Source organism: Agrobacterium sp. 22-223-1, from assembly GCF_053522385.1.
This window is the reverse complement of sequence record NZ_JBNWCN010000006.1, coordinates 1-19,694: the sequence shown is the minus strand read 5'-3', so window position 1 is coordinate 19,694 and position 19,694 is coordinate 1. Positions and strand designations below refer to the sequence as shown.

Sequence of the window (19,694 nt, the reverse complement as noted above, 5' to 3'; positions counted from 1 at the left end):
ATGCTGACGCTTTATGGTCGCGAGGTCTCGTCCCGTCTCCTGCTCGGCACGGCGCGCTATCCGTCCCCCGCCGTGCTTGCCGATGCCGTGCGGGCGAGCAACACGGATATTCTGACGATTTCACTGCGCCGGGAAACAGCGGCTGGCAAGAAGGGCGGTCAGTTTTTCGAGCTTATCCGTGAGCTGGATCGCCAGATCCTGCCCAACACCGCCGGTTGCCACACGGTCAAAGAAGCGGTGCTGACGGCAAGGATGGCCCGCGATTTGTTCCGCACTAACTGGATCAAGCTGGAGATCATCGGTCATCACGACACACTGCAGCCCGATGTTTTCGCACTTGTCGAGGCGGCGAAAATCCTCTGCGATGATGGTTTCGAGGTCTTTCCCTATACGACGGACGATCTGGTCGTCGCCGAGAAGCTGCTGGAGGCAGGCTGCAAGGTGCTGATGCCCTGGTGCGCGCCAATCGGCAGCGCCATGGGACCGCTCAATCTGACGGCGCTGAAATCCATGCGGGCGCGTTTCCCGGATGTGCCGCTGATCGTCGATGCCGGTATCGGCCGTCCGTCGCATGCGGTCACGGTGATGGAACTCGGTTACGATGCCGTTCTGCTCAACACGGCGGTGGCGGGTGCGGGAGACCCGGTCGGCATGGCGGAGGCTTTCGCCCGGGCGATAGAAGCCGGCCATCAGGCATATCTCTCCGGGCCGCTGGAGCCGAGGGACATGGCTGTTCCCTCGACGCCGGTGATTGGAACGGCGGTTTTTTCCTGATCGCGGCTTGTCGTCGACATCAGGCACCTCACGTTTTGCGTTGACAGTGCCTGATGGTGGCGGGATACCGGAAGAAAAGGGAAACGGCATGGCGGCACTCACCAATCTTCTGACGGATATCGGCGGCGTTTCGGTCGGCAATATCACCGATCTTGCCCTTGGCTCCGGTGTTACGGCGATTGTTTTCGAAAAGCCCGCCATTGCCTCCGGTTCTGTTTTGGGGGGTGCGCCGGGCGGGCGCGATACCGGCCTGCTCGACCCGTCGATGACAGTGGAAACGGTGGATGCCTTCGTGCTGTCAGGCGGTTCTGCCTTCGGACTGGATGCGGCGGGCGGCGTTCAGGCCGGGCTGCGCGAAATCGGACGCGGCCTGCAGGTGGGTTCCACCCGCGTTCCCATCGTGCCGCAGGCGATCCTGATGGATCTGCTGAATGGCGGCGACAAGGATTGGGGGCTGCATTCGCCCTATCGCGAGATGGGATATGCAGCCTTCAAGGCGGCGCGTGCGACGCCCTTCGAGCTTGGAACGGTCGGGGCTGGAGCGGGTGCGACGACCGCCACCTTCAAGGGCGGGCTCGGTTCGGCAAGCGCCGTCAGTTCCGGCGGGTACAAAGTGGCGGCCATCGTTGCCGTCAATGCGCTCGGCTCGGCAACCGTTGGAACGAGCCGCCATTTCTGGTCCGCGCCGTTTGAAGTGCAGGGTGAATACGGCGATTGCGGTTTTCCCGATCGTTTCGAGCCGGATCATACTGCGCTGCGCCTCAAGGGGGTTAATCTCACGGCAACAACCATCGGTGCGGTGGTGACGGATGCCGTGCTCACCAAGGCGCAGGCGCATCGCCTTTCCATCATGGCGCATGACGGGCTGGCGCGCGCCGTTCTGCCCGCCCATCTGCCAAGCGACGGCGACACCATGTTCGCGGCCTCGACCGGTGAAAAGCCGCTTGAGGGCGGCGTTCATTTCGCCGAGCTTTGCCATCTGGCGACCATGGTGATGGCGCGCGCGGTCGCGCGTGGCGTCTATGAGGCGACGGCCTTACCGGTGGATGGAGCGCAAAAGGCCTATCGCGATCTTCATGGACGGAGCCTTTGAACGATGAGTGAGGCCCTCCCGCCACTGAAGCCTGTTCTTCGTATCGACTTTCCGCCCGGAGAACGTCTCGGCCATGGCAAGATCGAATTGATGGAGTTGATTGTCGAGACCGGCTCCATCTCCGCCGCCGGGCGGGCGATGGACATGTCCTATCGCCGCGCATGGCTGCTGGTGGATGCGCTGAACCATATGTTCAGGCAACCGGTTATCGAATCGCAACGTGGCGGCAAACAGGGCGGCGGTGCGGCGCTGACCGCTTTTGGCACTGAGGTGCTGGAGCGTTATCGCGGCATGGAAAAGCGGATGAACGAGGCCTTGCGCGCGGATATCGACTGGCTGGAGGCCAACCGCAATCCCGATGCGGCTCTCAATAGGGATCGAGAGCCGCCGACTTTATGATCGCGTGCACCGGTTTTCCGGGCTCCAGTTGCAGCCTCTCGCGTGACAGATCGGTGATGCGCGACTGGATGATGTCGCCGCCGCAATCCACCTGAACCGTGACCATGCCGTCTTCGCTGGCAGAAACAGTCGCGATATGGCCCGCGAGAATGTTGAGCGCGCTTAAGCCTTCGGGTTTTACGGTTGCCAGCATCACGTCGCGCGCCGGTATGAGCACCCGCGCCGGGCTGCCGGACGCTCCCCTTTTGGCCGGAACATGGAGCAGCATGGTCTTCAGCCTTACGGCGGCAAGGCCATGCCGCTCATCAAAGCTTTCAATGTGCCCGGAAAGAATGCTGCCCGCCTCGCGTCGTTCGAGATGCGCGCTGAAATCCGGTCTGGAAAGCACGTCGGCCGCTTTTCCCTGCGCCTCCACCTTGCCGTCTTTCATCACCACGATGCGGTCGGCGAGGCGGGCGACCTCCTGAATAGAATGGCTGACATAGACGATCGGGATTTTCGTCTCGTCGCGCAGCCGTTCGAGATAGGGAATGATTTCGGCTTTTCGCTCCTCGTCGAGCGAGGCGAGCGGCTCGTCCATCAGCAGCAGCCTGGGTGATGAGAGGAGCGCGCGGCCAATCGCGACACGCTGTTTTTCGCCGCCGGAAAGCTTGTCCGGCCGGCGCTGTAAAAGATGGCCGATGCCGAGCATGTCGACGATGCGGTCTTCATTCGCGCTCCCGGTTTTGTTCACGGCGAACCAGCGGCCGTAATGCAGGTTCTGCGCCACGCTGAGATGCGGGAAGAGCCGCGCTTCCTGAAAAACATAACCGAAGCGGCGTTTATGAGCCGGCAGGAACAGCCGTGTTCCGCTATCGGCCAGCACTTCGCCATCGAGCAAAACCTGTCCCTCATCCGGCCGCAACAGGCCTGCTATGATGCGGATCATAGAGGTTTTGCCGGAGCCGGAGCGTCCAAACAGCGCGGTGACGCCGCCTTCGGAGGTGAATGACGCATCGAGTTCGAAAGAACCGAGGCGATGGCGGGTGGCGACCGAAAGCGTCATTCCATGCTCACCCGTCTGCCGACGATGCGGGCCAAAAACTCCGAGACGAGCAAAGCGAGCATGGAAATCACGACGGAGACGATGGTTAGCCGCAACGCACCGGCATCGCCGCCCGGAACCTGGGTGAAGGTATAGATGGCGGCGGACAAAGTCTGGGTCTCGCCGGGAATATTGGACACGAAGGTGATGGTCGCGCCGAACTCGCCCATGGCCTTGGCGAAAGCCAGGATCATGCCGGCAATGATGCCGGGCAGGGTCAAGGGCAGGGTGACGGTGAGGAACACCCAGAACGGGCTTGCTCCCAATGTTCCCGCCGCCTCTTCCAGCTTTCGGTCCACCGCTTCTATGGAGAGGCGGATGGAACGCACCATCAGCGGAAAGGCCATGACGGCGCAGGCGAGCGCCGCTCCGGTCCAGCGGAAGGAAAAGACGATGCCGAACCAGCTATCGAGAAATTGCCCGATCGCGCCCCTGCGGCCGAACAGGACGAGCAGCAGAAAGCCGGTGACGACGGGCGGCAGGATGAGCGGCAGGTGGACGATGCCATTGAGGAGAGACTTGCCCCAGAAGCGACCGCGCGCCAGCGCCACGGCGACCAGAATGCCGAAAGGCAGGCTGGCAAGCATGGCGATGGACGACACCCACAGGCTGAGCCTGATCGCCGTCCATTCTTCAGGGCTGAGTGTCCACCAATGCAATGCCATATCCTGCAATCGTCATCTCTCGCGGCCCATAGGTTGGGGCCACGAAAGGCAGTTTATTTCAAAACGGTAAAGCCTTGCTTTTCGAAGAAGGGCGTTGCCTTGGCCGACTTCAGGAAATCCAGATAGGCTTTTGCGGCCGGGGACTTGGCTTCCGAAAGAATGGCGACCGGGTAGATGATCGGCGGATGGCTGTCTTCCGGGAAGGTGCCGACGATCGTCACGCCTGGGTCGGCGGCGGCGTCGGTCTGGTAGACGATGCCATATGGTGCTTCGCCGCGCGAGACGAGCAGCAGGGCGGCACGCACGCTTTCCGCGCCGGCGACCTTCTGTTCGACCGAGGACCAGACGCCAAGTTTTTCCAGAGCGGCCTTGCCGTATTTGCCCGCCGGCACGGAATCAACCGCGCCCATGGCCAGACGGCCATCGCCCACCAGAGCGGCAAGATCGAAGCCCTGCTTGATCTCGACCGGCTTTGCCTTGTCGGCCGGAGCGACGAGAACGATGCGGTTGCCGAGAAGATTGGAGCGGCTGTCAGCGTTGATCAGCTTCTTTTCGGCGACATAGTCCATCCATGCAAGGTCGGCGGAAACGAAGATATCCGCCGGTGCGCCCTGCTCGATCTGCTTGGCCAGCGCCGAGCTTGCTGCATACGAAACGGTTGCTTCGTTACCGCTTTCCTTTGCCCATTCGGCGTTGAGAGCATCGAGCGCGTTTTTCATGCTTGCGGCGGCAAACACCGTGACTTTTTCGGCGGCATGGGCCGGAACGGCCGCAAAGGAGGCCGCCATCCAGAAGGATGTGGCGGCGGCAATGGTTTTGAAGAAGCTGCGACGCAAAAGTCTCATGGTTTGTTACCCCCGGTTCGAGATATTCTGATGAATATATCGATAGGCCTATAGGGCAATCATTATATTTTCAAGGATATATCGATGGGATGGGGAAAAGAGGCTGCCGGGATGTCTGTTTAGAGGGGTGGTTAAGCTCGAAAAGCTCTCCTCGTCATGCTCGGGCTTGTCCCGCGCATCTGCAACGTCTCCATTTTTTGAATGTGATTAGATCCTTGGGACAAGCCCAAGGATGATGTCGTTCCCTTGAAGCGGCTCTGTGTCCGATCAAAAACGCTCGCCGGCGAAATGGGCGATCTGCGCGCCTGCCTCGTAATAGGCTTCCTTCACCGCCCGGAAAGACTGCGCTTTCGGTTCCGTCATAGGCAGCGGCAATTCGGCTTCAGCAATTTCACTGAGAATATGCTGCGCAATGACCTTGCCGAAGGCCGTGCCCGGCGCGATGCCTCGGCCGTTATAGCCTGAAAAGCCGACGACATTTTCAGCGAATTTGTGAAACCGTGGAACGGCATTGTCCGTCATGCCGATCTGGCCGTACCACTCACATTCGAATTCCGTATCCCCGAGCTGCGGAAAAAGCCGCTTCAGCGAGCGCTTCGCCCAGGCACGATGAATGGCGGTGCCGCTGCCGCGCAGGGCGCCGACGCTGCCGAAGACCAGCCGGCCGGCTTTGTCCATGCGGAAGGATGAGAGAATCTCCTTCGTATCCCAGCAGCCCTCACGGCCAGGCAGGATGCTCTTTTGCAGGTTATCGCCGAGCGGTCTCGTCGCGAAATTGAAATAGGGCAGGTAGACCTGTTCGTCGCGAACGATCTGCCATGGGCCGGTGCTATAGGCTTCAGTGGCCACAACGATCCAGTTGGCGATTACAGACCCTTGCGGCGTCTTCACCACCCATTTTCCATTGCTGCGTTCGGTCGCTACCACGGGGCTTTCGGTGTGCAGGCACACGCCCGCTTTCTGGGCTGCTGCGGCAAGGCCTCGAACATAGGCGAGCGGCTGTATCGTACCGGCGCGTGTATCCAGAAGCGCACCGGAATAGCCCGTGCTGCCGGTGCGTCTCGCTGTCTCTTCGGCATCGAGGATACGGACGGGGGCGCCTCTCTCCGCCCATTGTTCGCAGCGCTCACGGATTTCGGCGAGCCCTTTTTCTCCTACGGCGCAATGGAGCGTGCCGTTTTTTTCGATCTCGCAGGGAATTGCGTGTTTTTCCACCAGTTCGCGCACGAGAAGCGGGGCATTGCCCAGAAGATCGAGTAGGCGTTCGCCGTAAACCTCGCCCAGCACGCCGGGCAGCTCTTTCGGCATAACCCACATGCCGCCATTGATGAGGCCGACATTGCGGCCTGCGCCGCCGAAACCGATTTCCCTTGCTTCGAGAAGAACGACATCCACACCGCGTTCGGCAAGATGAAGGGCGGCGGACTGGCCGGTGAAGCCACCTCCGACGACGACGACATCAGCAACCGCTGCGCCCTGCAAGGCGGGCGTTACGGGCGGCTGCGGCGCGGTCTTTTCCCAGAGGCCGTGCGAGCGGGGGTCATTATACATCGTTCCACCATGTTCCGGGCCAGTTCATTTGTTCTTCGTATGAGTGACAAGCCCTTGTTTATAAGACTTTACAAGCGGTATTTCTTGTTGAATATCGACATATCGTCAAGAGTTCATTCCGTGAGGGAATATGGCCCTGCCGCCACGCCGTTTTCTGCCGTCGCTGTCGCTGCTGGCGGCTTTCGAAGCCGCTTCCCGGACGGGCAGCGTCACCGCCGCTGCGAGGGAACTGGGGCTGACGCAGGGTGCGGTCAGCCGTCAAATACTGGCGCTCGAAGAGCAGCTCGGCGTGGCGCTGTTCCTGCGCGAGCGGCAGACGATCCGACTGACAAGGGCGGGGGAGGGCTATGCGCGGGAAATCCGCGAGGCCTTGCGGCGCATATCGACGGCCTCGCTCAACCTGCGCGCCAATCCGGATGGCGGCACGCTCAACCTCGGCGTTCTGCCGAGCTTCGGCACGCGCTGGCTCGTGCCGCGCCTTCCCGATTTCATCGCCAGGCACCCCGGCGTTTCGGTCAATCTTCTGACGCGGTCATCGTTGTTCGATTTCCGCACCGATACAGTCGATGCGGCGATCCATTTCGGATTGCCGCATTGGCCGGGCACCGAGCTGGTTTTCCTGATGCATGAAAAGGTCATTCCGGTATGTAGCCCCGCCTTCAAGGCGCGACACGGACTTTCAAAGCCGGACGATCTGCTGCATGTCCCGTTGCTGCACATGACGACCCGACCGGATGCCTGGGAACAATGGTTTCGCAGCCACGACGTTGGTTTCGACAATGTGCATGGCATGCTTTTCGATCAGTTCACGACGATTGCCGAGGCCGCGAGTGCAGGGGTCGGGGCGTCGCTCATTCCTTCTTTCATGATCGAGGAGGAGTTGCGAAGCGGTCGTCTGGTCGCGGCTGTTGCGGGGGAAGTGGAGAGCGAAGAAGCCTATTATCTCGCCTGCATGCCGGATCGCGCCGGTTATGCGCCGCTTGAGAGTTTTCGGCGGTGGATCGTTTCCGAGGCCGCAAGCGGGGCGAACGGCGGGGCCGGCGAGTTTTCGGCGTAAACCGGTGAGCGGTCTTGCAAGACGGACGCTGCTCAGCCAATAGTGCGCCATGACGCGTGGCGCGAGCAGCCATGCACCGAAAGTTCAAATACGGGAGATGTCCGTGAAGCCCATTTTTGTTCAGCTTCAATGTGAGCCCGGCAAGACCTATGATGTCGCCGACGCCATCTATAAGACGGAACTGGTTTCCGAGCTTTATTCCACCAGCGGTGAATATGATCTGCTGCTGAAAATCTATCTGCCGCAGGAAGAAGATATCGGCAAGTTCATCAACCAGAACATCGTCAATATTCCGGGAATCGTGCGTTCGCTGACGACGCTGACCTTCACCGCGTTTTGATGCAGCCTATCTGACGATATATGCATGGCGGCGGGGTAAAGCCCGACGAGTGCCATTTTGCAGGGCGCCATACGCCACTTTGATTCTGCTGGAATGTTTTCTGTCTGACGATGGGAAGCGGGTGGGGCGCTTCCGTGCTCTATTCTTCAGAGCGATTTGGCGATCTACGGCCGGCGCGATGCAGGCAGCCGGATTATCGCACAAGACATGCAAGAGAAGAGCGCGCCATCGGGCCGCTGTTCGGGGTCCGATATTTGGCGCGCTCTGGTTTTGACGGTTCTGTGAGCGGGCGAAAGTTTTCCCGCATCAGGCGACCGCGGCCAGATTCCGGTTGCGCACGAGATCGCGGATCGCAATCCGCACGTCGTCGGCGCTGTCGAACTTCTGTTCGTCCAGGTCGTGAACGTGAAACTTCACCGCGATGAACTTCAACCGGTCATTATCCGGGATGACGATGCCGACGGGCTCGCCAGCGAATTCAATAACTTGCTTCTGCATAGATATACTCCCGCTGTGGCTACTTCACACAGCATGTTGTCGAACTGATTTTCAGGAAATTGAGACCGTTAAGTCACATTCGACAGCAGCGGGAACACGTGGATTTAAATCCAGCGTTCCAGGACTCAAAACCAAGGATTGCGTTGATGTTGATATGTTTTGACATGACACACTCCCTGTATTGGTGTTGGCCCGGAATCAGGAGACTCGTTCTCCAGTTCCACACTGATAATCCAGACCAGCACTAAAATCAATGCTGATTGTTATAGGTAGAATATTTTTCTTTATGATGACAGGAGAGGGGCGGAAATGTGAAATTTTTGTTTTCGTTGGCTGCCGCCGCGAAAAGCCCGGTGTAGCAGGCTTTTTATGTATTTTTTAATCGCTGCCGGTGGCTGGCGGTGGGTAAATATGATCGTTTCCGTTGAAGTCGGAGACGGAATAACAGCCATCGCGGGTTTTTTCGGCCGCATTTCTGCCAATTGCCGCCTTGCCGTGGCCGCCGGGAATGTCGAGAACATAGGTCGGCTGGCAAAGGCCGGAGACATGCCCCCGCAAAGCGGAAACGATTCGCTGCCCCTCTTCTATCGTCAGCCGGAAATGGCTGGTGCCGGGCGCAAGATCGGGATGATGCAGGTAATAAGGCTTGATACGGGTCTCGACAAAGGCGCGCATCAACTCGGCAAGAACCGCCGGGTCGTCATTGACACCTTTCAAAAGGACCGTCTGGCTGACCATGGCGATGCCGGCGTCGATCAGGCGTGCCGAAGCCTGTCTTGCGGCTTCGCTGAGTTCTCGGGAATGATTCGCGTGCAGGGCCACATAGGTGGTTTTGCCACTGGCCTTCAGCGCATCGATCAGCGCCGCGTCTATACGGTCGGGATCGACCACCGGCACGCGGGTATGGAAGCGGACGATCTTGACATGCGGTATGTCTCTCAGGCGCGTCATCAGGTCGGACAAGCGCCGCGGGGAAAGCACCAGCGGATCGCCACCGGTCAGGATGACCTCCCAGATGGCGGGATTGGCATTTATATAGCCGAATGCGGCGTCAAGTTCCGCCGGGCTCATCATGCCGTTGCCCTGCGGTCCGACCATCTCCCGGCGGAAACAGAAGCGACAATAGACGGGGCAGACATGCACTGCCTTCAAAAGCACCCGATCGGGATAACGATGGACGATGCCGTGGACGGGGCTGTGCGCGTCGTCGCCAATCGGATCGTCCCGTTCTTCAGGAAGATGAACGAGTTCGGCCGGATCAGGAACGAATTGTCGGGCGATGGGATCCTGCGGGTCGCGGCTGTCGATCAGCCCGGCAATCGATGGCGTGATGGCGAGCGCGTAACGTTGCGTCACCGTGCGCAGCGTCTCGAGCGCTTCGGCTTCGATAAGCCCCGCTTCGAGAAGTGCTTCGGCTGTCTTGATGGTCTCAAGCCCTGTCATCGTCGATATTCCGCGACTGGGGCCCACATGACGAGATCGATACGGGGCGCGCCGGTTGCCAGCATCACCAGCCGGTCGAAACCGAGCGCTATGCCGCTTGCCGGCGGCATGATTGCCAGCGCGGCCAGAAAATCCTCGTCCAGCGGATAGGTTTCGCCGTAAACCCGCTGCTTCTCGGCCATTTCCATTTCGAAACGCCGCCTCTGCTCGGCGGCGTCGGTCAATTCGCCGAAGGCATTGGCGAGTTCAACGCCGCAGGCATATAGCTCGAAACGCTCCGCCACCCGCGCATCCTTGGGTGACTTGCGGGCAAGGGCCGCTTCACAGGTCGGATATTCATCGAGAATGGTCGCCCTGCCGAAACCCAGTTCCGGCTCCACCCGCTCCACGATGACGCGGCTGAACATATCCGCCCAGGTATCGTCACCGGCCACGCGGATGCCGGCATCGGTGAGGTTCGCCGCAAGATGGCGAGCGTCGGTTTCGCCGTTTCGGCTGATGGTGGCCAGCAGGTCGACGCCCGCATATCGCTCGAAGGCTTCGGCGACGCTTACCCGCTCCGGTTCGAGGAAGGGATCAACGTTGCGGCCGCGATAGGTGAAATTCTTCGTCTTTGTGGTTTCGGCTGCCAGCGCCAGAAGATTGGCGCTGTCCTTCATCAGGCTCTCATAGGTTTCGCCGACCCGGTACCATTCCAGCATGGTGAATTCCGGATGATGCAAGGGGCCTCGTTCCCGGTTTCTGTAAACATGGGCAAAACAGGTGATGCGTTTTTCACCGGCAGCGAGCAGCTTCTTGCAGGCGAATTCAGGCGAGGTGTGGAGATAAAGCGGCACGGCGTCGCCGGCCGGCGTCAGGCCCTGTGTGGCGAAAGCATGCAGATGCGCTTCGTTGCCGGGGGAAATCTGCAACGCAGCAGTGTCGACCTCAAGAAAATCGGCGCTGGCGAAATAGCCGCGAAAAGCCGACTGGATCGCATTGCGCCCAATGAGAAATGCGCGGCGGTCGGCGTGGACGTCCGGCGTCCACCATGGCGACATTGTCTCGTTGCTTGCGCGCATTCTCTGTTCTTTTCCGTCTTCTCTGCGGCGCCCAATTGCGGATAAACGGCCCACAAAACGCCTGATCGCGTCATTTAAAGCTATTCCGGGCGGAAAACCGCTAGGCACTCTTCCGCGAATTGCTGTAGAAGGCTGGCAATTCGTGCGGATTTAAGGTAGTTGCGCCCCAGAAAAAAGACAAAACGTCTGCCGGGGCCGGTGCTGCCGCGCAGTCCTTTACGACGCATTTCATCGAGTTACAAGGAAGTCATATGGTCAAGGTTATCGCCTCATCCGTCCGCAAGGGCAATGTTCTCGACGTGGACGGCAAGCTTTACGTCGTTCTTACCGCGCAGAACTTTCACCCCGGCAAGGGCACGCCGGTCACGCAGGTGGACATGCGCCGCATCGTAGACGGCGTGAAGGTCTCCGAGCGCTGGCGCACCACCGAGCAGGTCGAGCGCGCTTTCGTTGAAGACCTGAACTTCCAGTTCCTTTATGAAGATGGCGAAGGCTTCCACTTCATGAACCCCGAGAACTATGACCAGGTTGTGGTCGACACTGAGACGATGGGCGATCAGAAGGCCTATCTGCAGGAAGGCATGACCTGCATTCTTTCCATTCATGAAGGCAATCCGCTGGCCGTCGAACTGCCGCGCCACGTCACGCTGGAAATCACCGAAACTGAACCGGTCGTTAAGGGCCAGACGGCGTCTTCTTCCTACAAGCCGGCTATTCTTTCCAACGGTATCCGCACCATGGTGCCGCCGCATATCGATGCCGGTATCCGCGTGGTCATCGCGACGGAAGACAATTCCTACGTCGAGCGCGCCAAGAACTGAGCCTGACGGCCGGTTAGACAAAAGCACCGGGAGACCGGTGCTTTTTTTGTGTCATGAACAATAAAAAAGCCCGCGTCGAGACGCGGGCTTTTTCTTTGCCTTGCGGCGTATCTTACATGGCCTTTGCCGCGGTCCGGGTCGGGCCGGGCGCCTTCTTCGGAGCCGTGGTCTGGCCAACGGCGTAACCGCCGCCGAGCGCCACGTTCAGCGAGACGTAGTCCTGCGCGGTCTGCTGTACAGCCTGTGCAAGGCTTGCCTGTGCAGTGGATACCTGGCGCTGCGCATCGAGAACGTCGAGCAGCGATGAGGCGCCGTCGCGGTAGCTGGCCGTCGAAAGCTGCAACGCTTCCTGATAGGATGCCACGGTCTTGCGCAATGCATCGGCCGTGCGCTGATCGCGCGTGACGGCGGCCAGAGCGTTTTCGACTTCTTCCACAGCGGTCAGCACCGTCTGCTTCCAGACGAGATATTCTTCACGCGCCTGGGAATTGGCCAGATCGATATTGGCGCGGATGCTGCCGCCATCGAGAATCGGCAGAACGAGGCTCGGACCGAAGGACCAGCTATTGGCCGTTCCCCTGCCGCCACCGCTCAGGAAATTGTAGCTTGGTGTGATCGAGCCGCCGAGCTCGATGCTGGGATAAAGCTGCGCTTCCGCGACACCGATTGAGGCAACTGCGGCGGCGAGATTGCGTTCGGCGACACGAATGTCCGGACGGTTGCGGATGAGATCGGCCGGAATGCCGGTGCGCGGAATGCTGCGGGCAACCGGCTGGCGTGCGCCCTTCTGCAATTCGGAAATCAGAGATGAGGCCGGCAGGCCGAGAAGCGTGGCGATGCGATGCGCCGCCTTGCGGAAGTTGGTTTCGAGGCCCGGAATGTCGGACAGCGTGGAGTTCACCAGACCTTCGGACTGGACGACATCGAGGCGGGAGGCCGCACCCGCTTCAAGCTGCAGCTTGGTCAGGTCCAGCGTTTCGCGGCGGGAAGCCAGGTTCTGACGGGCAATCGCCAGGCGTTCCTGATAATAACGCACATCGATATAGGCTGCGGCGACCGAGGAAATCAGCGTCAGGCGCTGAACATCGACGGTGGAGTAAGCGGCATCGAGCGATGCATTGGCGCTTTCCGTGGCGCGGCGATAGCGGCCGAAGAGGTCAAGCAGCCAGGAGACGCTGAGACTGCCTGAGGACACGTTGGTGACGGGAACATCACGGTAGCTGCCCTTGGTCTCGCTGGTCGTGTGGCTGCCGTTAGCCGTCAGGCTCGGCAGACCGCCTGCGCCGGCCGAGATAACCTGGGCTTCCGCCTGATTGATGCGCTCGATCGCCTGCATCACGGTCAGGTTCTGGCTGAGGCCAGTGGAAACGTAACCGTTGAGGCGGCTATCGTTAAAGGCTGTCCACCACGCAACGCTGCTGATGTCGCCATTACTGGTTTTTCCGGCTTCCGCAAACTTTCCCGGCAATTGAATTTCCGGCGTCTTGTGGTCGGGCCCGACAACACAGCCTGAGAGCAGCAGCATTGTCAGGGGAAGAGTAGCGCGAATAGACAGCATGTAATTTTCCCAATTCTCTGGTTGGCTTACCGAGCGCGGCTTGCTGACAAATGGGCTGCGCGGTCGATATGCCGTAGAAACGTGCATTTGCCAAATCGGCAACATTTCTAGCAGCGTATTAACGGTTGGCACAGCCCATTTTTGTTTTGTTAACGCCTTGAAAGGCGACGAATGATGACGAAAAAGGACGGAACGAAGAAAATTCCGAGCAGTGTTGCAGAAAGCATACCACCCAGCACCCCGATACCGATTGCATTTTGTGCGGCGGAACCCGCTCCGGTTGCGATTGCGAGAGGCACGACACCCAGGATGAAGGCCAGCGACGTCATGATGATCGGACGCAGGCGCAGCTTTGCCGCTTCCAGTGTCGCGTCCATCAGGCTTAGTCCGTGCTCCTGTCTTTCCTTGGCGAATTCGACGATCAGGATCGCGTTTTTCGCTGCAAGGCCGATGGTCGTCAGCAGGCCCACCTTGAAGTAGACGTCGTTCGACTGGCCGAAGAAATGCGCCGCGGTCAATGCACCGAGGACGCCCACCGGCACGGCCATGATGACCGAGAAGGGGATCGACCAGCTTTCATAAAGGGCGGCAAGGCAAAGGAACACGATCAGAACCGACAGCGCATAAAGCATCGGAGCCTGCGAGCCGGAAAGGCGTTCCTGATAGGAAATGCCCTGCCATGCCACCGTGTAGCCGCCCGGCAGGCTTGCCGTCAGCCGCTCCATCTCGTCCATGGCGTCACCGGATGCAACGCCCGCACCGGCGGTGCCTTCGAGCGAGATCGCGCCCGTGCCGTTGAAGCGGGCGAGAGACGGCGGAGCATTGATCCACTTCACCTCGCTGAAGGAGGAGAAAGGTACCATCTCGCCGCTGGTATTGCGGGCATACCAGAACTTGAGATCGTCCGGCTGCATGCGGTAGGGCGCATCACCCTGAACATAAACGGGCTTGAGCTCGCCGTTCAGCGTGAAGTCGTTGACATCTCGGCCGGCAAAGATCGTCGACAGCATGAGGTTCACGGAGGATAGATCGACGCCCATGGCGCCCATCTTTTCCTGATCGAGAATGATCTTCATCTGCGTTTCATTGTCCTGGCTGTCGCTTCTGAGCGAGCTGACCTTCGGATTGCTGGTCGCCAGCGCGATCAGCTCCTTGGACGTGGCGGTCAGTGCCTCGGTGCCGTTGCGGCCGCTATCCACGAGATACATCGAGAAACCGCTCGATGTGCCCATGCCCTGAATTGCCGGCGGCAGAAGCGGGAACACCTGAGCATCGCGGAAACCGAAGAAGGTGCCCATCGCACGCTGCACGATGGCGCCGGCGTGTTGGTCGGGGGCCGTTCTCTCGGCGAAATCCTTGAGCTTGGTGAAGACGATGGCGTTGTTCTGGCCCGAACCGCTGAAGCTGAAGCCGAGAACGCCGAAAACCGATTCGACATTGGCGGCTTCCTTTTCACGGAAGTAGCTTTCGACCTGCTTCACCACCTCGTTGGTCCGTTCGATATTCGAACCGGTCGGCGTCTGGATGATCGTCAGCAGCACGCCCTGGTCTTCCTGTGGCAGGAACGAACTGGGCAGCTTGCTGAAGAACCAGGCGCAGCCGCCGATCACGATCGCGAAAATAATCATCACGCGCAGGGGCCGCTTCAGCAGGTAGCCAATGGAGGAGACGTAACCATCCGTCGTCTTGCCGAAGCCGCGGTTGAACCACGCGCCCGGTCCGCGCTGCTTCTTGTGATGGTCGATCGGCTTCAGCATCGTGGCGCAGAGCGCCGGCGTCAGAACGATGGCGACCACCGCCGAAAGCAGCATGGCCGAAACGATGGTGACCGAGAACTGACGGTAGATGATGCCCGTCGATCCACCGAAGAAGGCCATCGGAATGAACACGGCGGTGAGCACGAGCGCGATGCCGATGATCGCACCGGTGATCTCGCCCATCGATTTTTCGGTCGCCTCTACCGGCGATAGGCCTTCTTCCGACATGATTCGTTCGACGTTTTCGACGACGACGATGGCGTCGTCAACGAGAAGGCCGATGGCCAGAACCATGGCGAACATGGTGAGCGTGTTGATGGAATATCCTGTCAGCGCAAGGACGCCGAACGTGCCGAGAAGCACGACGGGAACCGCGATCATCGGAATGAAGGTGGCCCGCAGGTTTTGCAGGAACACCAGCAGCACGACGAAAACGAGGATGATCGCCTCGATCAGCGTGTGTACCACTTTCTCGATCGACAGCTTCACGAAGGGTGTCGTGTCATAGGGATATTCGATCGAAACCCCCTCGGGCAGCGAACCTTCGACAGCGGAAAGCGCCGACTTTACGCGCGCTGCCGTATCGAGTGCGTTGGCACCCGTGGCAAGGTTGACCGCGAAACCGGCCGAAGGACGGCCGTTCGAACGGGAATCGCCGCCATATGTTTCCTGGCCGATTTCAATGCGGGCCACGTCGCTCAGGCGAACGGTTGCGCCGTCCTTTTCGACTTTCAGGATGACCGATTCGAAATCGGCGACGGTGGTGAGCTGGCTCTGCGCCGTCACCGTCACGTTGAGCTGCTGACCCTTGACGGCGGGCACCGCGCCAAGCGAACCGACCGAAACCTGGGTGTTCTGGCTTTCGATGGCGCTGGTCACGTCGGCCGTGGTCAGCTGGTACTTGTTGAGCTTGAACGGATCCAGCCAGATGCGCATCGCATATTCGGAACCGAAGACGTTGATGCTGCCCACGCCTTCGAGGCGCTTGATCTGGTCTTCGACACGCGAGGAGAACACGTCGCCGAGATCGGCGGAGTTGCGCTTGCCGTCGGTCGAGATCAGCGCACCCACCATCAGGATGCTCGATGTGGAGCGGCTGACCTGGATACCCTGCTGTTGCACGGTATCGGGCAATTGCGACTGGACGAGCTGCAGCTTGTTCTGCACCTGAACCTGCGCGATGTCCGGCAGGATGGTATTGCCGAAGGTCAGCGTCACTTCGGCGCTGCCCGTTGAGGACGACGATGTCATATAGGTGAGGTCGTCAAGGCCGGTCATGCCGTCCTCGATGATGGTCGTCACCGATTTTTCGACTGTCTCGGCGCTCGCGCCATTATAGGTCGCGCTGACGCGTACCGTCGTCGGTGCGATATCGGGATATTGCGAAATGGAAAGCGTCCAGATCGCAAGGGCGCCGCCCAACATGATGACGATGGCGATAACCCATGCAAACACGGGGCGCCGGATGAAGAAATGGGCCATGGCAGTCCTGCCTTACCTTTTACGAGCTTCGACCGAGGGTTTCGTGCTCATGCTTATTTCGAGGGGGCGGCGGCAGGCTGAGCTTGCTGCGGCAGAACGACGATACCGCGATCGTCGATGGTCACTTCAACCGGTGCGACTGTCGCACCGTCGGCAATCCACTGGAAGCCGTCGACGATGAGCTTGTCGCCATCCTTGACGTTTTCCGTCACCAGCCAGGCATTGCCCGACTGCTGGCTGGACGGGAAGGTGCGGGTTTCCACCTTGTTTTCCGCCGTCACGAATTTCGCTGTCAGTTCGCCATTGGCGTTCCGGCTCGCGGCGCGCTGCGGAATGCGGAAGCCTTTTTCCTTGCCGATGGTCAGCGTGGCGCGAACATAGGTGCCGGGAAGCAGGAGATCGTCCGGGTTTTCGAAGAGGGCGCGGATGGAGAAGGTGCCGGTGGTTTCGCTCACGGCCATGTCCGACATGTCGATCTTGCCGTCATGCTTGTATTCCGTGCCGTCTTCCAGCGTCAGGTGAATGCCGGTCTCCTTCGTGTCGCCGCCGAGCTGGCCCGACGAGATCGCCTTTTTCAGACGCAGAAGATTGATGCTGGATTCCATCAGATCGATATAGATCGGATCGATGCGGCGCAGCGTCGTCAAAGCCGTCGTCTGGTTGGCCGTCACCACGTTGCCGATGCTGAAAGCGGTTGCGCTGGTGATGCCGTCGAAGGGAGCGCGAACCTTGGTGAGATCGAGGTTGATTTCCGCCGTTTCCAGCGCCGCCTTGGTCTGGGCCACATCGGCTTGCGCCTGCAGCAGCGTCACCTTGGCGTTTTCATATTCGATCTGCGTTGCGCCGCTGTTGACCAGGCGTTCGTAACGGGCAAGGTTCGCCTGGGCGCTTGGAATGCTTGCTTCCGCCTTCGCCACGTTTGCCTTGGCCTGCGCTACTTCCGCCAGATAGGTATTGTCCTCGATCTGGTAGAGAATATCACCCTGTTTGACCTCGCTGCCTTCCTTGAAGGGAATTTCGCGGATGATGCCGGTGACGCGCGGGCGGATTTCCGCTGTCTGGAACGCGCTGGCGCGGCCGGGCAGAACGGTGGTCAACGGATATTCGCTGGTCTTCATCAGGATAATGCTGACCGGAGACGGCGGACGCTCGGCGCTCTGGGCGGCGTTCTGGCTGCTCTCACCGCCATCGCTGCAGCCCGCCAGAAGCGCGGTCACACACAGAGAAGCAAATAGGGGTAAAATACGTCGGCTCATTGTTCTTCCCTGCGTATCGATCGCATTCAACTATAAGCGCAATGTCGCTCGGCGGATGCGCGTCCGGAAACAGACACGACAGGCGAAGGCCTTGGAAGGGACCCGATTCGCTCATTCTGTCCGGACCGCCAAGCGCATAGAAGCGCAGGCTTTTGCGCTTCGCAAGCAATTGCGAGAAGGTGACGTAAATTGGGAATCGTCACTTAGCAAGCGGATTGCGCAATCCCGCATCGATTAAATCGACGAGTTGATCGCAACGTGTTGCTAAATTGCCGATATCTTCCCGGGCAATGAGGACGGGATGAATCACGCTTGTCAGCGCGTGGAGCACGGTTTCCGCCAGGGGAGAAATCTCGGCCGGCGCGTAGATTCGCGCGTCGATACCGTCGCGGATAATGTCAGCGAGCAGGTTGGCGATGACGGCTTTATAATAGTCGCCGCACTTCATGTCCTGCTTTGCCGTCATCAGGATCATTTCGAATATGTAGGGATTGTCGTTTAGATCCCGGTGGTGCTGTTCCATCAGGGTGCGGGCGAGATGGCGCAGTCTCGAAAGCGGCGCGTGGCTTTTATCCAGCGGCTGGATGCCCCGTTCGAATGCGCCGATCTGCTCGAAGGCGATCGCATCGACGAGCGCGTTCTTCGAGCTGAAATTCTTGAAGACGTTGGCGGGAGACATGCCGAGCGCCGCGGCGATATCGGCAATCGCCACCGCATTGAAACCACGTTCCCGGAAAAGCTCTTCTGCTTTGGCGAGAATGTCCCGCCGCGTTTCCTCGGCGGAACGGCGAGGCCGGCGCTTGACAGGACGGTCAGTCTTCCTGTCGTCCTTTCTCGCCTGTTCGATCGTTTTGCTCACGGTCAGACTCCGGGGAAGAACGGCTCCAGGTTCCGGCGTATTCTTGCAAGCGGCGTCTCGCCACTATCGTCGGGAACGAAGCTTTGTCCGGTGATGCGCTCGTAAGCATCAATATAGACCTTCGAAGTCTGCAAGACGAGGTCCTGCGGAATTTCGGGAACGTCGTCCTTGTAAGGGTCGCAGCGTTCGGCGACCCAGGCCCTCACGAAATCCTTGTCGAAGCTTGCCGGCCGTGTTCCGTTGCGGAAGCTTTCATCATAACTGTCGGCCATCCAGTAGCGGCTGCTATCGGGCGTATGAATCTCGTCGGCCAAGATGATGGTGCCGTTTTCATCTGTGCCGAATTCATATTTCGTGTCGACGAGAATGAGGCCCTGTTTCGCGGCAATTTCCTGCCCGCGCTTGAACAGCGCCAGCGCGTAACGGGAAAGCGTGTCCCATTGCTCCTGCGTCAGCAGTTTCTTCTCCACGATCTCGGCCGGTGTCAGCGGCTCGTCATGACCGCCATCGAAGGCCTTGCTTGTCGGCGTGATCACCGGCTCGGGCAGAATCTGGTTATCCTTCATCCCGTCCGGCAGGCTCATGCCGTACATCTGCCGCTCGCCCTTCTTATAAAGGGTCAGGATGGACGTGCCGGTGGTGCCGGCAAGATAACCGCGAACCACCACCTCGACCGGCAATATGTCCAGCCGCTTGCCGATGACGACATTGGGGTCGGGATAGCTCACAACGTGGTTCGGACAAATATCCTTCGTTTGTTCGAACCAGTATCGTGCCGTCTGGGTCAATACCTGCCCCTTATAAGGTATGCAGGTGAGGATACGATCAAAGGCGCTAAGACGATCGGTCGATATGATGATGCGGTTGCCGTCGGGCAGATCGTAGTTTTCCCGCACCTTGCCACGGTAATAATTCGGCAGCTCGGAAATGACGGCTTCATCGAGAATGCGCACGGGCTCTCCAATTCTTGGCTTTATATAGAGGCGTTAGACGCCTCAAGTCTTCTGAAACTCTCGTCCGTTCCTATTGCATGTTTCCTGGAACAGGGCCAGTCGCGACATGAAGGCTGCCTTTTTCTCCGGTTCCCGTTAAAAACGCGAAACTACCTAATAAAATCAATAGTTTGATAAAAATGTCAGTTTTTTGACGAA

18 protein-coding genes are annotated in these 19,694 nt (G+C 59.5%); 6 read left to right on the top strand and 12 right to left on the bottom strand.

Annotated features, from left to right (window positions below; genetic code table 11):
- From ACQZ60_RS21085 to ACQZ60_RS21075, 3 genes are all read left to right on the top strand, one after another.
- The gene (locus tag ACQZ60_RS21085; protein ID WP_448736072.1) at positions 1 to 774 is read left to right on the top strand and encodes a thiazole synthase; all 774 of its coding nucleotides are present in this window, start codon (positions 1 to 3) and stop codon (positions 772 to 774) included.
- A gap of 88 nt (positions 775 to 862) precedes the next feature.
- Entirely contained in the window at positions 863 to 1,867 is a 1,005-nt protein-coding gene (locus tag ACQZ60_RS21080) for a P1 family peptidase (RefSeq protein ID WP_448736071.1), read from the top strand.
- 3 nt (positions 1,868 to 1,870) lie between these two features.
- Positions 1,871 to 2,266, top strand: coding sequence for a winged helix-turn-helix domain-containing protein (locus tag ACQZ60_RS21075; RefSeq protein WP_020813459.1), 396 nt, complete (start codon positions 1,871 to 1,873; stop codon positions 2,264 to 2,266).
- Here the strand turns inward: ACQZ60_RS21075 and modC are convergent.
- From modC to ACQZ60_RS21055, 4 genes are all read right to left on the bottom strand, one after another.
- Complete coding sequence (gene modC / locus ACQZ60_RS21070; RefSeq protein ID WP_448736070.1) at positions 2,235 to 3,311, bottom strand: molybdenum ABC transporter ATP-binding protein; 1,077 nt, start codon at positions 3,309 to 3,311, stop codon at positions 2,235 to 2,237. The two genes, ACQZ60_RS21075 and modC, sit on opposite strands and share 32 nt — an antisense overlap.
- Entirely contained in the window at positions 3,308 to 4,015 is a 708-nt protein-coding gene (modB, locus tag ACQZ60_RS21065; RefSeq protein ID WP_059759997.1) for a molybdate ABC transporter permease subunit, read from the bottom strand. Before modB ends, modC begins: the two co-directional genes overlap by 4 nt.
- Before the next feature lie 53 nt (positions 4,016 to 4,068).
- The gene (gene modA, locus ACQZ60_RS21060) at positions 4,069 to 4,860 is read right to left on the bottom strand and encodes a molybdate ABC transporter substrate-binding protein (protein WP_020813462.1); all 792 of its coding nucleotides are present in this window, start codon (positions 4,858 to 4,860) and stop codon (positions 4,069 to 4,071) included.
- Positions 4,861 to 5,127: 267 nt separating this feature from the next.
- On the bottom strand, positions 5,128 to 6,411 hold the full coding sequence (locus ACQZ60_RS21055) for an NAD(P)/FAD-dependent oxidoreductase (protein WP_020813463.1): 1,284 nt from the start codon (positions 6,409 to 6,411) through the stop codon (positions 5,128 to 5,130).
- Between the two features lie 130 nt (positions 6,412 to 6,541).
- Between ACQZ60_RS21055 and ACQZ60_RS21050 the strand changes: the two genes are divergently transcribed.
- Together ACQZ60_RS21050 and ACQZ60_RS21045 are read left to right on the top strand one after the other, a co-directional pair.
- Positions 6,542 to 7,468: a LysR family transcriptional regulator gene (locus ACQZ60_RS21050; RefSeq protein WP_020813464.1), complete on the top strand. Its 927-nt coding sequence runs from the start codon at positions 6,542 to 6,544 to the stop codon at positions 7,466 to 7,468.
- A 103-nt stretch (positions 7,469 to 7,571) separates the two neighbouring features.
- Positions 7,572 to 7,808 (top strand): Lrp/AsnC ligand binding domain-containing protein, encoded by a 237-nt coding sequence (locus ACQZ60_RS21045; RefSeq protein WP_003521320.1) that lies wholly within the window; start codon positions 7,572 to 7,574, stop codon positions 7,806 to 7,808.
- 306 nt (positions 7,809 to 8,114) lie between these two features.
- On the opposite strand, the gene ACQZ60_RS21040 is transcribed toward ACQZ60_RS21045, so the two are convergent.
- The 3 genes from ACQZ60_RS21040 to epmA all read right to left on the bottom strand — a co-directional run bounded on the left by ACQZ60_RS21040 (position 8,115) and on the right by epmA (position 10,810).
- Positions 8,115 to 8,306 carry a hypothetical protein gene (locus ACQZ60_RS21040; RefSeq protein WP_003492264.1) on the bottom strand — a complete coding sequence of 64 codons (192 nt, stop codon included), beginning with the start codon at positions 8,304 to 8,306 and terminating at the stop codon, positions 8,115 to 8,117.
- 378 nt (positions 8,307 to 8,684) lie between these two features.
- The gene (locus ACQZ60_RS21035) at positions 8,685 to 9,749 is read right to left on the bottom strand and encodes a lysine-2,3-aminomutase-like protein (RefSeq protein ID WP_020813465.1); all 1,065 of its coding nucleotides are present in this window, start codon (positions 9,747 to 9,749) and stop codon (positions 8,685 to 8,687) included.
- The gene (epmA, locus tag ACQZ60_RS21030) at positions 9,746 to 10,810 is read right to left on the bottom strand and encodes an EF-P lysine aminoacylase EpmA (protein ID WP_020813466.1); all 1,065 of its coding nucleotides are present in this window, start codon (positions 10,808 to 10,810) and stop codon (positions 9,746 to 9,748) included. The genes ACQZ60_RS21035 and epmA overlap by 4 nt, the downstream gene beginning before the upstream one ends.
- 251 nt (positions 10,811 to 11,061) lie before the next feature.
- Between epmA and efp the strand changes: the two genes are divergently transcribed.
- On the top strand, positions 11,062 to 11,631 hold the full coding sequence (gene efp / locus ACQZ60_RS21025) for an elongation factor P (RefSeq protein WP_003521324.1): 570 nt from the start codon (positions 11,062 to 11,064) through the stop codon (positions 11,629 to 11,631).
- A gap of 112 nt (positions 11,632 to 11,743) precedes the next feature.
- Here the strand turns inward: efp and ACQZ60_RS21020 are convergent, their stop codons facing one another.
- From ACQZ60_RS21020 to ACQZ60_RS21000, 5 genes are all read right to left on the bottom strand, one after another.
- On the bottom strand, positions 11,744 to 13,189 hold the full coding sequence (locus tag ACQZ60_RS21020; protein ID WP_059760009.1) for an efflux transporter outer membrane subunit: 1,446 nt from the start codon (positions 13,187 to 13,189) through the stop codon (positions 11,744 to 11,746).
- A 149-nt stretch (positions 13,190 to 13,338) separates the two neighbouring features.
- Positions 13,339 to 16,428 carry an efflux RND transporter permease subunit gene (locus ACQZ60_RS21015; protein ID WP_448736069.1) on the bottom strand — a complete coding sequence of 1,030 codons (3,090 nt, stop codon included), beginning with the start codon at positions 16,426 to 16,428 and terminating at the stop codon, positions 13,339 to 13,341.
- A 53-nt stretch (positions 16,429 to 16,481) separates the two neighbouring features.
- A complete protein-coding gene (locus ACQZ60_RS21010; RefSeq protein ID WP_059760011.1) occupies positions 16,482 to 17,684 on the bottom strand; it encodes an efflux RND transporter periplasmic adaptor subunit in 1,203 nt (400 codons plus the stop codon).
- Positions 17,685 to 17,883: 199 nt separating this feature from the next.
- On the bottom strand, positions 17,884 to 18,543 hold the full coding sequence (locus ACQZ60_RS21005) for a TetR/AcrR family transcriptional regulator (RefSeq protein WP_448736068.1): 660 nt from the start codon (positions 18,541 to 18,543) through the stop codon (positions 17,884 to 17,886).
- Positions 18,544 to 18,545: 2 nt separating this feature from the next.
- The gene (locus tag ACQZ60_RS21000) at positions 18,546 to 19,496 is read right to left on the bottom strand and encodes a phosphoribosylaminoimidazolesuccinocarboxamide synthase (RefSeq protein WP_065657018.1); all 951 of its coding nucleotides are present in this window, start codon (positions 19,494 to 19,496) and stop codon (positions 18,546 to 18,548) included.
- Between the last annotated feature and the right edge of the window lie 198 nt (positions 19,497 to 19,694).